The 13,492-nt window shown below is 67.5% G+C and carries 16 protein-coding genes; 7 read left to right on the top strand and 9 right to left on the bottom strand.

Annotation, left to right across the window (positions count from 1 at the left end; all coding sequences use genetic code 11):
- Nucleotides 1–79: 79 nt before the first annotated feature.
- Nucleotides 80–1,042, top strand: coding sequence for a malate dehydrogenase (gene mdh, locus BW949_RS04985; RefSeq protein WP_076363852.1), 963 nt, complete (start codon nt 80–82; stop codon nt 1,040–1,042).
- An 88-nt stretch (nt 1,043–1,130) separates the two neighbouring features.
- Here mdh and BW949_RS04980 read toward each other — a convergent pair whose 3' ends face one another.
- The gene (locus BW949_RS04980) at nt 1,131–1,613 is read right to left on the bottom strand and encodes an ion channel (RefSeq protein WP_076363851.1); all 483 of its coding nucleotides are present in this window, start codon (nt 1,611–1,613) and stop codon (nt 1,131–1,133) included.
- 120 nt (nt 1,614–1,733) lie between these two features.
- Between BW949_RS04980 and smpB the strand changes: the two genes are divergently transcribed.
- A complete protein-coding gene (gene smpB / locus BW949_RS04975) occupies nt 1,734–2,207 on the top strand; it encodes an SsrA-binding protein SmpB (RefSeq protein WP_076363850.1) in 474 nt (157 codons plus the stop codon).
- 643 nt (nt 2,208–2,850) lie between these two features.
- Here smpB and BW949_RS16745 read toward each other — a convergent pair.
- The gene (locus BW949_RS16745) at nt 2,851–3,063 is read right to left on the bottom strand and encodes a hypothetical protein (RefSeq protein ID WP_143524412.1); all 213 of its coding nucleotides are present in this window, start codon (nt 3,061–3,063) and stop codon (nt 2,851–2,853) included.
- Between the two features lie 7 nt (nt 3,064–3,070).
- Nucleotides 3,071–3,541, bottom strand: a complete 471-nt coding sequence (locus BW949_RS04970; RefSeq protein ID WP_143524411.1) for a hypothetical protein — start codon at nt 3,539–3,541, stop codon at nt 3,071–3,073.
- A gap of 174 nt (nt 3,542–3,715) precedes the next feature.
- Between BW949_RS04970 and BW949_RS04965 the strand changes: the two genes are divergently transcribed.
- Both BW949_RS04965 and BW949_RS17245 read left to right on the top strand, forming a co-directional pair.
- The gene (locus BW949_RS04965; protein ID WP_076363848.1) at nt 3,716–4,117 is read left to right on the top strand and encodes a hypothetical protein; all 402 of its coding nucleotides are present in this window, start codon (nt 3,716–3,718) and stop codon (nt 4,115–4,117) included.
- Between the two features lie 28 nt (nt 4,118–4,145).
- Nucleotides 4,146–4,337: a hypothetical protein gene (locus BW949_RS17245; protein ID WP_210187211.1), complete on the top strand. Its 192-nt coding sequence runs from the start codon at nt 4,146–4,148 to the stop codon at nt 4,335–4,337.
- Between the two features lie 182 nt (nt 4,338–4,519).
- Here the strand turns inward: BW949_RS17245 and hemF are convergent, their stop codons facing one another.
- Nucleotides 4,520–5,401: an oxygen-dependent coproporphyrinogen oxidase gene (gene hemF, locus BW949_RS04955; protein WP_076364785.1), complete on the bottom strand. Its 882-nt coding sequence runs from the start codon at nt 5,399–5,401 to the stop codon at nt 4,520–4,522.
- A gap of 107 nt (nt 5,402–5,508) precedes the next feature.
- On the opposite strand from hemF, the gene BW949_RS04950 reads away from it, so the two are divergent.
- Nucleotides 5,509–5,934, top strand: coding sequence for a hypothetical protein (locus BW949_RS04950; protein WP_235816207.1), 426 nt, complete (start codon nt 5,509–5,511; stop codon nt 5,932–5,934).
- A gap of 10 nt (nt 5,935–5,944) precedes the next feature.
- On the opposite strand, the gene BW949_RS04945 is transcribed toward BW949_RS04950, so the two are convergent.
- The 3 genes from BW949_RS04945 to clpS are packed head-to-tail and all read right to left on the bottom strand — an operon-like array spanning nt 5,945 to nt 8,187.
- Nucleotides 5,945–6,754: an SDR family NAD(P)-dependent oxidoreductase gene (locus BW949_RS04945; protein ID WP_076363845.1), complete on the bottom strand. Its 810-nt coding sequence runs from the start codon at nt 6,752–6,754 to the stop codon at nt 5,945–5,947.
- Nucleotides 6,755–6,797: 43 nt separating this feature from the next.
- Nucleotides 6,798–7,862, bottom strand: coding sequence for a class I SAM-dependent methyltransferase (locus tag BW949_RS04940; RefSeq protein ID WP_076363844.1), 1,065 nt, complete (start codon nt 7,860–7,862; stop codon nt 6,798–6,800).
- Between the two features lie 4 nt (nt 7,863–7,866).
- Nucleotides 7,867–8,187, bottom strand: a complete 321-nt coding sequence (clpS, locus tag BW949_RS04935; protein WP_076364783.1) for an ATP-dependent Clp protease adapter ClpS — start codon at nt 8,185–8,187, stop codon at nt 7,867–7,869.
- Nucleotides 8,188–8,351: 164 nt separating this feature from the next.
- Between clpS and BW949_RS04930 the strand changes: the two genes are divergently transcribed.
- Together BW949_RS04930 and BW949_RS04925 are read left to right on the top strand one after the other, a co-directional pair.
- A complete protein-coding gene (locus BW949_RS04930) occupies nt 8,352–9,059 on the top strand; it encodes an HAD family hydrolase (RefSeq protein ID WP_076363843.1) in 708 nt (235 codons plus the stop codon).
- A gap of 258 nt (nt 9,060–9,317) precedes the next feature.
- Complete coding sequence (locus tag BW949_RS04925; protein WP_097177006.1) at nt 9,318–10,982, top strand: D-alanyl-D-alanine carboxypeptidase family protein; 1,665 nt, start codon at nt 9,318–9,320, stop codon at nt 10,980–10,982.
- 89 nt (nt 10,983–11,071) lie between these two features.
- On the opposite strand, the gene ccoS is transcribed toward BW949_RS04925, so the two are convergent.
- Both ccoS and BW949_RS04915 read right to left on the bottom strand, forming a co-directional pair.
- The gene (ccoS, locus tag BW949_RS04920; RefSeq protein ID WP_076363841.1) at nt 11,072–11,230 is read right to left on the bottom strand and encodes a cbb3-type cytochrome oxidase assembly protein CcoS; all 159 of its coding nucleotides are present in this window, start codon (nt 11,228–11,230) and stop codon (nt 11,072–11,074) included.
- Nucleotides 11,231–11,233: 3 nt separating this feature from the next.
- Nucleotides 11,234–13,459: a heavy metal translocating P-type ATPase gene (locus BW949_RS04915; protein WP_076363840.1), complete on the bottom strand. Its 2,226-nt coding sequence runs from the start codon at nt 13,457–13,459 to the stop codon at nt 11,234–11,236.
- Between the last annotated feature and the right edge of the window lie 33 nt (nt 13,460–13,492).

Below are 13,492 nucleotides of genomic sequence, written 5' to 3'. Positions count from 1 at the left end.
TCTTGCGCGGCCCAGCCCGAGGCGCTAGGCAGCACTGCGTCAGCATTTCGCACTCAACCCGACTTTCGGAGGATCATCCATGGCCAGACCCAAGATCGCGCTGATCGGCGCCGGGCAGATCGGCGGCACGCTTGCCCATCTTGCCGCGATCAAGGAACTCGGAGACGTCGTGCTGTTCGACATCGCCGAGGGCACGCCCCAGGGCAAGGCTCTCGACATCGCCGAATCCGGCCCGTCGGAAGGTTTCGATGCCGTGATGAAGGGCACCAACGATTACGCCGATATCGCGGGCGCCGATGTCTGCATCGTGACCGCCGGCGTGCCGCGCAAGCCGGGCATGAGCCGCGACGATCTTCTGGGCATCAACCTCAAGGTCATGAAAGCCGTCGGCGAAGGCATCAAGGCCCACGCCCCCAACGCCTTCGTGATCTGCATCACCAACCCGCTCGACGCGATGGTCTGGGCCTTGCGCGAATTCTCGGGCCTGCCGCACAACAAGGTGGTGGGCATGGCCGGCGTGCTCGATTCGGCGCGCTTCCGTCACTTCCTGTCGGTGGAATTCGGCGTCTCGATGCGCGATGTCACCGCCTTCGTTCTGGGCGGGCACGGCGACACGATGGTGCCGCTGGCGCGCTATTCGACCGTGGCCGGCATCCCGCTGCCCGACCTGGTGCAGATGGGCTGGACCACGCAGGAGAAACTGGACGCGATCATCCAGCGCACCCGTGACGGCGGCGCCGAGATCGTGGGCCTGCTGAAAACCGGCTCGGCCTTCTATGCGCCGGCCACCTCGGCCATCGAGATGGCGGAAGCCTATCTCAAGGACCAGAAGCGCCTGCTGCCCTGCGCGGCCTGGGTGGATGGCGCCTTTGGTCTCAAGGGGCTTTATGTCGGCGTGCCGACGATCATCGGCGCCGGCGGCATCGAGAAGGTCGTGGACATCAAGCTCGACAAGGACGAACAGGTCATGTTCGACAAGTCGGTCGATGCGGTGAAGGGCCTTGTCGACGCCTGCAAGGGCATCGACCCGACCCTGGCCTGATCCCGGCCCGACATCCGAACGCGAAAGGGCGCCTGCGGGCGCCCTTTTTCATGTCCGGCTTGCTCTTGCTCGGTGTCGGAGCGGGCCATCAGTGATGGCGGCGGGCGCGAATGGCGGCCTCGGCTTCCTCGGCGCGGCGGCGGCGGTGTTCGACCTGACCCAGCCGCACATGGCGCAGCGCCTCGACCAGAAGCGCGGTCAGAAGCCCGATGTTCAAAAGCCCCGTCGCCGCCGCCATCCCGCCCAGGATCCCCCATTCGGGCGGCAACAGCACGTCGCCGTAGCCCAGCGTGGTAAAGGACACGAGCGAGAAATAGACCGCCTCCTCGATCGTGGGGAAGATGCCAAGCCACAGATAGGCCAGCGCCCAGATCCAGACGCCGGCGGTCATGATCCCCATCACCCCGGCCGAGGCGAACAGGATCACCACCATCAGCTTGGGCCGGTGCGGTTCGCGCATCAGCCAGTGCTGGGTCCGGGCATAGACCCATTCCAGCCCCCAGGCCGCCAGCCCCGCGATCAGGACCGACATCAGCATGAGAACCGAGCCCAACGCGATCTGGACGAACATGCGTCACCTATCCGTTGCTTTCCGCCCGCGCTAGAACCCGCATGCCCGCCGGTCAAGAGGCCATGCGCGGGGCTGCCGGCTCTGGACAGGCGCAAGGGGCGGGACTATCTCGGAGCGATCATGGCCAAGAAATCCGACCCCAATTCCAAGCTGATCGCCGAAAACCGGCAGGCGCGCTATCATTACGCCATCGAGGATGACCTCGAGGCCGGCATCGTGCTGACCGGATCGGAGGTGAAATCCCTGCGCACCGGGCAATCCAACATCGCCGAAAGCTATGCCTCGGTCGAGGACGGCGAATTGTGGCTGATCAACTCCTATATCGCCACCTACAAGGAAGCGGGCGTCTTCGGCCACGAGGAACGGCGCAAGCGCAAGCTGCTGGTCTCGCGCAAGGAACTGGCCCGGCTCTGGGCCGCGATCGGCCGCGAGGGGATGACCCTCGTGCCGCTGCGGATGTATTTCAACGACCGCGGGCGGGTGAAGGTGAAGATCGGCATCGCCAAGGGCAAGAAGCTGGCCGACAAGCGCGCAACCGAGGCCAAGCGCGACTGGGACCGCCAGAAGCGCCGGCTGCTCAAGGAACAGGGCTGAGGGGCGGCCCTTTGGCCCCCCCCCTCTTAGCCCCAGCCGTTCTGGTTCGTGTGGTTGGCGAACAGTGAGTGTTGCCACTGATGCCCTGCAAGGCGTTGATATGCCTCATGCCAAGGCACAACGAAAAGGTCAAAAAAGCGGAAATAGTCTCGAAGAATTCTTCGGGAGCCTCGATCGATACGGCGTTGGTGCCGCGCACCGTCGGGCTCTTCACCGTGAACTTCTGTCGTAATCCGCTCTGCGCCTCGTTTTCGTTGCCTCCGATCTTACACAAGACGAGCCGGGAGCTCGCCCGCGGCAAGATCAAAGGATCTGGCGAAAATCGGGCTTATATCTGCAATCTCTGCGGGCAAAGCTCGCGGCTGAAGTCCAACGTCGCCTTGGTGGAAAAGTATTCCCGCCTCAGGCACCTGAATAGGGGAGCAAACGGGAATACCGTCCGAATTCAGCGTGTTCCAGCCATCGTTTGCCACTGTCGCTGATGCCATCCGCCTACCGCGCTCATGGGGAAACTCCCAAGGGTGATCCTCGGTATCAGTGCAAAAGCTGCAAGAAGACCTTTTCCATCGGATCGCGAAAGCGCCGACATGAGGAAACCAAGGAGACGGGCGAGATCCTGCGGCTCCTGGTCAATAACGTGCCGCTACGGAGGATTATGGAGCTCGCCGATGTGCCAGCCGATCGGCTCTACAACCGGATCGATTTCCTGGCTCGACAGTGCCGGGATTTCTCCGCTCACAAGGACAAGAAACTCTGGCGCGGATTTTCGGAGCGAAACCGCGTTCTTTCGACCGATGTGCAAACGATCCTCGCGAACTGGCGGCACGCCCATCGCGTCCTCAATGTCCCGATCCATCACGCGGTCACGGTTGATCGGGACACGGGCTATCGCGCTGGAACATCCGGATCAGAGCACCCATGAACAGAGCCTCGAATTCCGGTCGGACGACATCTTCCGGGTTATTCCGGATCATTTCCCGAAGGTCCTCGTCTTCAAGGATCTCCTGGTTAACGCGCTCCAAGCGGAGAAAGTCCTCACGCGAGAACGTCGTGCCATGGCGCTCGTTGAGATCCACATGGCCGCCGATGGAAGCTGGCAAGTTCGATTGCCACCACTGGCGAAAGCTCGGCTTCAACTTCTTCGGGACTCCCTCGGGCCCAACGAGACCGGCGGCGCCCTTCTTGGCATCGTCGACCATAGCAGGAAGCGCATCGAGATCGTCTCTGGCTTGCGCGCGCCGGTCGATAGCGTCAGCGGACGCACGGGGTTCGAGCGCGGGATTCGAGGACTTCGGGTCCAGATCGACAAGGCTTGCGAAAAGGTTATGCACCAAGTCACTTATATCGGCGAGTGGCACAATCACTCCCGATGACTTTGGGGCTGGAAAGAGCGCCGTCGATCATAAGCAAATTAAGGAGGTTGCGGCAGACCTCTCCGTTGAGGAAAGGCCTGCGGTCATGGTGATCGTAGGACAATCCGAGACGCGTATTCACCTGGAGATCGGTTCATGAGTTCGTTCGATGATTACGAGTATGTGGGTGTCATCGTGCCCGGAGCGTTGCCTACCCTTGCTGCTGCTCTCCTCTTTCCCGAGTTGAGCTCATTTCTCCACAGCGAAGGCTTCGCGCTTGGAGACTTCGGGATATTCCTCATTATCTCATTCGTGGTCGGCCATGTCGTGCAGACGTTCGGAGGGCTTATCGACCGCGCCCAAGAAATCCTCGGCGTAGGCAAGGCCGATCAAGCGCTCAAGAACAAAGAGAACTGGTTCGGGGGCGCTCAGTGGGCAGAGTTTGAGTCCGTCTTTGCCAATCTCGTATCCGGGAACCCGTCATCGATCGACAAGAACAACTATGATCAGGCAATTCGGGCGACGTATGCCGTTGTGCGGGCGGAGGGGCGCGCATAGGGTTGATGCCTCCAATAGAAACTTTGGCATGTGCCGAGGTCTTGTTGCTGGCACGCTCCTGACGATAGCACTCCTCTTCGTAACCGGCGGCTTACAAAACATCCACTATGCGATTCTCATCTTCGGCTTCTTGTCGGTTCCTCTGTTCGTGAGGATGCGTCGGTTCAGCCATCTCTTCATCGCCGAGCTCGTGGCTCAAGCTATTGCTCTGAAGAAATGAGAGATTGACGGCCTCCTGTCGGCAGGAAGCCACAGTAGTCCAGGGGCATGCCGGACTGCCTGCTCGAGCACCTCTGCCTGCGTGAAAGCCGTTTCCACGGACTTGTCCGCAAGATCCAGTGGACGTGCAACCACACGAATCAGAACGGCTGGCCTCTTAGCCCCCCCCTCCTTACGCCCCCGTCACGGCCAGGTGGCGACCGGCGGCATCGTCATCAGCACCGCATTGGCGTCATGCCCGGTCTCCAGCCCGAATTTGGTGCCCCGGTCCACGACCAGGTTGTATTCGGCATAAAGCCCGCGATGGGCCAGCTGCGCATCGCGGTCGGCCGCGCTCCAGGGTGTGTCGTGCCGGCGGGCAACCAGCGGCAGGAAGGCCGGAAGGAACGCCTCGCCCACCGCGCGCACGAAGGCGAAATCCGCCGCCCAGTCGCCGGTGTTCAGATCGTCGAAGAAGATCCCGCCCTCGCCGCGCGCACGGCCGCGATGCGGGATGAAGAAATATTCGTCCGCCCAGGCCTTGAAGCGCGGGTAATAGGTCGGGGAATGGGCGTCGCAGGCGGCGCGGAACGTGTCGTGGAAATGCGCCGTGTCCTCGGGGTAGGGCAGGCAGGGGTTCAGATCGGACCCGCCGCCGAACCACCAGGCCGCCGGGGTCCAGAACATCCGCGTGTTCAGATGCACCGCCGGGCAATGCGGGTTCTGCATATGCGCCACGAGGCTGATCCCCGAGGCCCAGAAGCGCGGGTCGGCCTCGATCCCCGGCACGCCGCGCGCCGCCATCGCCGCCTGTGCGCGCGGGTTGAGGCTGCCGCTGACGGCCGAGACCGCCACGCCCATCTTCTCGAAGATGCGCCCGCCGCGGAGGATCGACATCGCGCCCCCGCCCGCGTCCGAACCATCGGGTGCGGTGCGCGTCGTCGGCGTCACCTCGAAGCGGGCGGACGAGCCGGCCTCTTCCTCGATCTTCTGGAAGGCCGCCACGATCCGGTCACGCAAGAGGCCGAACCATTCGGCGGCGGCGGCTTTCTCGGCGGCGAAGGGGGCCTGGTCTTCGGCGGTCATCATGTCCTCGGGCTTGTGCTGGGCCGACCCTAGCAGCCGCCCTGCGCATCGGGAATTGCCAATCGCGCCGAAGGGTCTAGCATGGCCGCATGAAAAGGAGGCCCCTCATGCGTCTCGGAATGCGTCCCGCCTTTGCCCTGCCCCTGCTGGCCGTTCTTGCCGCCTGCGGCACGCCCCAGGAACGCTGCATCAATTCGGCGACGCGCGAATTGCGCGCGGTCTCGGCGCTGCGCGCGGAAACCGAGGCCAACCTGGCGCGCGGCTACGCCTGGGAGGAATACACGATCACCCGCTCGCGCTGGGAATGGTGCGCCGCGCCCCCGCTGCCGCCCAAGCCCGACGGCACCCAGCCCCCGCCGCTGCCGCCGCGGATGTGCCTTGAGGAGTACACCGACACCGCCCGGCGGCGCGTGGCCATCGACCCGGCCGCCGAGACCCGCAAGCGCGACAACCTGATCGCGCGGGAGCGCCAGCTCGAGCGGCAGGCGCGGGCCGATGTGGCCGCCTGCAAGGCGCGCTTCCCCGAGGAATGAGCGGGGGGGATCAGTAGATCGGCGCGGCCACCGGGTCGATGATCGAGCGCCCGCCATCGACCGACAGGATCTGGCCGGTGACGAAACCCGCCCCGTCCGAGGCCAGGAATTGCACCGCCTCGGCCAGCTCCACCGCCGCCGCGATCCGGCCCAGCGGCGTGGCGCCTGTGATCGCCTCGCGCCAGTCGGGGCGGTCGCGCAGGGCGGCCGACATGCTGGCGCTCATCAGGCTGCCCATGGCCACGCCGTTGACGCGGATCCCGTGCGGCGCCAGCGCCACCGCCAGCGACCGCGTCGCCTGATCCAGCGCGGCACAGGCGATCGAATAGGCCAGCAATTCGGGCTGGGCCAGCCGCCCGGCCAGCGACGAGACATTGACGATGGCCCCGATCTGCTGCCCCTGACGGCCTTCCTTTTCGGCCTGGGCGATCATGCGCCGCGCGGTCATCTGGCTCAGACGCAGGCTCGACATCATGTTCTGCCGCAGCATGTCCGAGATGACTTCCTCGTCCGTGACCAGCGGATCACAGCGCGCCACCGAGCGGGCCGCGTTGACCAGAATGTCGATCCGGTCGAAGGCGTCGACCGTGGCCGACAGCAGGTTCGAGGCGGTCAGCTTCTGGCAGACATCGCCCGAGAAATAGCGGATGCGATCCTCGGTCCGGGCCTCGGCGCCCACCTCGGCCTCAAGCTTGGCCTCGTCGATATCGGCGAACATGACATTGGCGCCGCGGTCCACGAAATGGCGCGCGATGGCCAGGCCGATGCCGTGGGCGGCGCCGGTGACGATGGCGGTCTTGCCCGAAATGGAAAGGCTCATGGGGACTCCTGGCTGCCTCGAATCGGGGCGACGTTAGCGCAAGTCAGCCGCGACGGCGAGGGCGACGCCGCAGCGCAGCACCGGCGGGCGCCGCGGCGGGGGCGGGCTGGCGGCGCGGGTGGTGCGCCTCGATCAGCTTGAACCCCTCGGCCAGGCCGATCTGACGGGCCTCGGCGAAATGGGCGGCCAGCACGGCCTCGTAGGGCAGATGGCGGTTGGCCACCATCCACAACCGCCCCTCGGGCGCCAGCGCCCCCGCGGCCGCCGCGATGAAGGCCGCGCCCAGCCCCGGATCGGCGTCGCGCCCGGCATGGAAGGGCGGGTTCATCACCACGCCGCCCAGCGGCGTCTCGGGGCGCCAGAAGCGCGCATCGGCCCAGTGAAAGACCGCCCGCGGGTCGGCGATGTTGCGCCGCGCACAGCCCAGCGCGATGTGATCGGCCTCGACCAGATCAAGCTGCGCGACCCCCTTGCGGGCCAGAACCTGCGCCCCGAGCCACCCCCAGCCCGCCCCCAGATCGGCCATCCGCGCGGGCAGCGCGTCGGGCAGGGCCGCCGCCAGCAGCGCCGAGCCCCGGTCAACCGCATCGGCCGAGAACACCCCCGGACGGGTGACGAAACCGGGCGCCGGCGCCAGATCCGCCGCGGCCCAATCGGCCAGAAGATCCGGCGCGGGCGCGGCCAGGACGGCGGCGCGGCCATGCGCCTTCGACACCGTTTCACGCACGGACACGCGCGCGCCCAGGTCCTTCAGCAGCGGTTCGACCCCATGCAGGCGCGCCCCGTCCACCAGCAGCGGCGCACCGGGCGCCAGCAGCAGCGCGGCTTCGGCGATCAACGCCCGGCCCAGCGCCTTGGCCCGCGGCAAGAAGACGATCGCCGCCTGAAAGGCACCGCGATCGGCGGCATCGGGCGCCGGCGACACCGCCAGCCCGCGCGCAGCCAGCGCGTCGTGATCGGGGCGGAAGGGTTCGAAGAGATGCAGTCGTGCGGGCGGCAGCAGCTCGAGCCCGGCCCCGTCGCGCGGGTTCAGCACGGCAATGCGCCCGGCCTCGGGCAGAGCCCCGGTCAACAGCGCCAGACGCGCGGCGGGTCCCTGAACGCCCATCGCGCTATTCGCGCTCCATCGTGCATTGCAGCGGATGCTGGTGACGGCGGGCAAAGTCCATCACCTGCGCCACCTTGGTCTCGGCCACCTCGAAGGAATAGACCCCCACCACGGCCAGCCCCTTCTTGTGCACGGTCAGCATGATCTCGAAGGCCTGCGCGTGGTTCATCCCGAAAAACCGTTCCAGGATATGCACGACGAATTCCATCGGCGTGTAATCGTCGTTCAGAAGCATGACCTTGTAGAGCGGCGGGCGCTGCGTCTTGGGGCGGGTCTTGGTGGCGACGCCGGACTCCCCCTCAGGCGCGTCCTTGCGATCGGCCATCATCGTGGGGAAAAGGGTCACGGGCACGCTCCTTTGACATCGGAATCGACGGATCTGGAATGACCGACAATATAGAAGCAATCCGCCCCTTGAAAAGGGGGCCGGGGGACCGCCCCGCGACACACCCCCCACAGCGCCGAGATGCGCCCGGAAATGAGGCTTGAATGATGACCCTGACCGCAATCGGCTTCGATGCCGACGACACGCTGTGGCACAACGAACGCTTCTTTCAGCTGACGCAGGCGCGTTTTGCCGAATTGCTGTCTGCGCATGTCGAGGCCGATCATCTGGCCGAACGGCTGGAGGCGGCCGAGCGGCGCAACATCGCGCGCTATGGCTTCGGGGTGAAGGGCTTCGTGCTGTCGATGATCGAGACCGCGATCGAGGTGAGCGAGGCGCGCGTCCCGGCCAGCGTGATCGCCGAGCTGATCGCCGCGGGCCACGAGATGCTGGAACATCCCATCGAACTGCTTCCCCATGCCCGCGAAACCGTCGAAGCCTTGCGCGGTCGCTTCCGGCTGGTGCTGATCACCAAGGGCGATCTGCTCGATCAGGAGCGCAAGCTGGCGCAATCGGGGCTGGGCGAGGCCTTCGATGCGGTCGAGATCGTGTCCGACAAGCGCCCCGAGACCTATGCGGCGATCTTCGCCCGCCATGCCGAAGGCGCGGCGCGGGCGATGATGGTGGGCAATTCGCTGCGCTCGGACGTGGTGCCGATGATCCGCGCCGGCGGCTGGGGCGTGCATGTCCCCCATGCGCTGACCTGGGCGCTGGAACATGACACCGCGCCCCACGACCATCCGCGCTTTGCCGAACTGCCCGACCTGGGCGATCTGCCGGCGTTGATCACGCGACTTTCCACTTCTAGTTGACAGGGGTCATTTCCCCACCAGATCTAGTCGTTGCACGAAGGTCGCACCCGAAACTATTGAAAAATGTATTGTTTTCCCGCGGGGTATTTTGGGCTACCGTCCCGACAATAATGGCCGGCGAAAAACGACCGGCCACGAGCAGTAAAGAGAGGCAAGACCGTGACCACGCTTTCGCGCTGGGTCCGCTACGGGCTGACGTTGGCACTGTTCTTCCTGTCGCCGGTTCTGGCGGCGGCCGCACCCTATGCCGCATTGGTGATGGACGCCCGATCGGGCGAAGTGCTGTATGCGACCAACGCCGATACGCGGCTGCATCCGGCATCCCTGACCAAGATGATGACGCTCTATATCGCCTTCGAGGCGATCGAGCACGGCGAGATCAGCCTTGATACCAAGGTCACCGTCTCGGCCCATGCCGCCGCCGAGCCGCCCTCGAAGCTGGGGCTGAAAACCGGGCAGAAGATCGCGCTGCGCTATCTGATCCGCGCCGCGGCGATCAAGTCGGCCAATGACGCGGCCACCGCCATCGGCGAGGCGATCGCCGGATCCGAAACCGAATTCGCCAAGCGGATGAACCGCACCGCCCGCGCGCTGGGCATGCGCAACACCAGCTTTCGCAACGCCAATGGCCTGACGCGCGCGGGGCACCTGTCCACCGCCCGCGACATGACCATCCTGGGCCGGCGGCTGTTCTACGATTTCCCCCAATATTACAACCTGTTCTCGCGGCGCAGCGCCGATGCCGGCATGCGCCAGGTCAATTCCACCAACCGCAAGTTCCTGGCCGCCTATCGCGGCGCCGACGGGATCAAGACCGGCTATACCTCGGCGGCGGGCTTCAACCTGACGGCCTCGGCCGAGCGCGACGGCAAGCGCATCATCGCCACGATCTTCGGCGGCAGCTCGACCGCGCAGCGCAACGCCAAGATGGCCGAACTGCTGGATCTGGGCTTTGCCCGTGCGCCGGCGCGCGTGCCCGAACGCCGGCCTGCCCCGCCGCAATATCTGGCGGCCAACACGCCGTCGGCGCCCGCGCGGATCAAGGCCAGCCCGCTGCCGCCTGACCCGCGCCGTGTCGTGATCGCCGCCGCCGCCCCCGAGGTTCAGCCCGCGGCCGCCACCCTGCCCGCCGATGCGCCGAAATCCGATGATCTGGTCTCGGATGATCTGGCCGCAGCCGTTGCCGCAGCCGTCGCCGAAAGCCTGACCGCGCCGGAAGTTCCGGCGGCGCGCACGCCGGCCGCCGATACGACCGCGGCAGCAAGCCGGCTGGCGCTGGCCGAATCGCCCCGGCCCGTTCCGGCGCCCAATCGCGCAGCCCCCGCGCCCGAGCCCGCGGTGGCCCCCGCGGTGGCCGTTGCCGCCGCCGAACCCGCGGTCGAGATTGCAGCCGTCACGCCCCCGGCGCCGCGCGCCGAGGCCACCGCCCCGGCCAATGTCACGGCCGCGCCGGCGGCTGCGCGCCGCAACCGCCCCGAGAACCTGCGCCTGGCCGCGCTGACCCACGGGACTACGCCGGCTACCGGGCCGAAGTTCGTGCAGGCGACCCCGGTCCAGCCCGAGACGCTCGAGCTGCTGGACACCCGTCCACCGGCACCGGGACAGACGGTCATCCTGGCCGCCGTCGGGCCCGAACCCGCCCCTCTGGCCCAACCGACCGAGGTCGTGGCGCGGGTGTCGTCGTCGGGCGGGCGCAACTGGGGCGTGTCGCTGGGCAAGTTCGGCTCGAGCTTTGCCGCCGACCGCGCCCTTCTCCAGACCGCGCTGATGGAAAACGACACGCTCGCGGGCGCGCTGCGCAAGGTCACCAACCGCCGCGGCGGCTTCGAGGCCAATTTCGTCGGCCTGACCAAGGAAGTGGCGACACTGGCCTGCGCCCGGCTGACCGCCCGCGCCCGCGACTGCAAGGTGATCGGCCCCTGAGCCACGGGCGCCCGGCCGATCGGGCCCGAGCACAAGACGAAAGGGCCGCCCGGCACGGGGCGGCCCTTTTCACAGGCGGCGCGGGCGGTTCAGGGCTTGGGGTAGTCGTCCCATTCGTCCGACAGGATACGCTCGGCATCGCCCTTGGGGTCGTCGAACTGGCGGTTGCGCAGCGCCCAGAAGAACGCGGCCAGCCCGATGGCGCCCAGCAAAAGCGAGATCGGGATCGAATAGCTCAGGGCTTCCATGGCCTACCTCAGTCGGAGCGAATTCAGCGACACGCTAACCGAGGACGCCGACATGGCCAAGGCCGCCCAGAGCGGCGTGGCCAGCCCCACCAGCGCGATCGGCACCGCGATCACGTTATAGACCGCCGAGATGGCGAAGTTCTGCTTGATCCGGCGGCGGGTCACGCGGGCAATGCGCAGCGCCTCGGCCACGGGGGCGATGTCGCGCCCCAGCAGCACGATGTCCGAGGCCGTGCGCGCCGCATCGAGCGCCGAAGCCGGCGAGATCGACACATGCGCACCGACCAGCGCCGCGGTGTCGTTGAGCCCGTCGCCCACCATCAGCACGCGATGCCCCGCCGCACCCAGATCGGCCACCAGCGCGGCCTTTTCGGCCGGCAGGACACCCGCATGCCATTCGGAAATGCCCAGCCGCCCGGCCAGATCGGCCACCGCGCCCGGCACGTCGCCCGAGACCAGCAGCACGCGCTTCTTCTGCGCGGCCAGCGCGGCCACGGCCTCGGCGGCGCCGGGGCGCAGGCTGTCGGCAAAGCGGATCGAGCGCGGCGCGCCGGGGCCGATGCGCAGATGCGTGGCGGTCACATCACCGGCCTCGGCGCCGATCCATTCAGCCCGGCCCAGGCGCACGACCTGCCCGCGCCAGCGGCCTTCGATACCGTGGCCCGGCACCTCGCGCAGATCCTCGACGCGGGCGGGCACGACCCCGGCCGCCCGCGCGGCACCGGCCAGCGCCTGCGCCAGCGGATGCGCCGACCCCGCGCCCAGCGCCGCGGCCACCTCCAGCTCGGCGCGGCTCAGATCGCCCAGGTTCTGCGGCTCGGGCGTGCCCAGGGTCAGCGTGCCGGTCTTGTCGAAGACCACGCAATCCACCTCGGCCAGACGTTCGAGCGCGGTGCCGTCCTTGACCAGAAGCCCCGCGCGGAACAGCTTGCCCGAGGCCGCCGTGACCACCGCCGGAACCGCAAGGCCCAGCGCACAGGGGCAGGTGATGATGAGCACCGTCGCCGCGATATTGACCGCCAGACGGATATCGCCGCCGCTGATCTGGAGCCAGACGCCAAAGGCCCCCAGCGCCATCAGATGCACCAGCGGCGAATAGGCCCGCGCCGCGCGTTCGGCCAGCGAGGTATAGCGGTTGCGGGCGCTTTCGGCCGCGGCCACCAGATCGGCCATGCGGTGCAGCGAGCTGTCCCGCCCCGCGGCGGTGACGCGCAGGACCAGCGGCCCGGTCAGGTTGACCTCGCCCGCCGACAGCGCCGCGCCCGGCGCCACCGCCACGGGCAGGCTCTCGCCGGTGATCAGCGCGCGGTCGATCTCGGTCTCGCCCTCGGTGATCTGACCGTCGGCGGGGATGCGCCCGCCCGGACGCACGCGGATCAGATCGCCCGGCCGCAGCTCCGAGACCGGCACGGTTTCCTCGCCCGTCTCGGCCAGCCGCGTCGCGCGCGGCACCTCGAGCGCGGCCAGCTCCTCGGCCGCCGAACGCGCCATCGCCCGCGTGCGGTAATCGAGATATCGCCCGACCAGCAGGAAGAAGGTCAGCATCACCGCGGCGTCGAAATAGGCGTGATGGCCGGAATGGGCGGTCTCGTAGACCGAAATCCCCGAGGCCAGGATGATCGCCAGCGAGATCGGGACATCCATGCCCAGCCGCCCGCCCTTGAGCGCATTGAACGCCGAGACGAAGAAGGGTTTGCCTGCAAAGACCACCGTCGGCAGCGCGATCGCCGCCGAGATCCAGTGGAAAAGATCGCGCGTCGCGTCCTCGGCCCCCGACCAGACGGCGATCGACAGGAGCATGATGTTCATCATCGCAAAGCCCGCGACGGCGATGCGCATCAGGATATCGCGGCTCTGGCGGTCGGCCTCGGTGGCCGACAGAAGGCCCGCGTCCAGCTCGTGCGCCTCATAGCCGATGCGGTCGAGCCGCGCGATCAGATCGGCGGGGTCGGTGCCCGGCTCGGCATCCACGCTGACCCGGCGCAGCGTCAGGTTCACCCGCGCCGAGCGCACCCCCGGCGCCCGCGCCAGTTCGCGTTCCACGTCGGTGATGCAGACGGCGCAATGCGCGGTCGGCAGCGACAGCATGATCCGCGCATCCTTGATGTCGCCCCCGCCCGCCAGCCGTTCCGCCGACGGCGCGGCGATGCAGGCCGGGCAGGCCGAGATCTGGGCGCGGCCCTCGTCGCGGGGTTCGGGCGTGAAGCCGGAGGCGGGCTGGACGGTCATCCCTGCGTCTCCGGGCGGGGGGCGAAGCGGTCG

The organism is Phaeovulum vinaykumarii, from assembly GCF_900156695.1.
Lineage (GTDB): Bacteria > Pseudomonadota > Alphaproteobacteria > Rhodobacterales > Rhodobacteraceae > Bieblia_A > Bieblia_A vinaykumarii.
The sequence above is the reverse complement of the archived record's forward strand: the minus strand, read 5'-3'. Positions and strand labels throughout refer to the sequence as shown.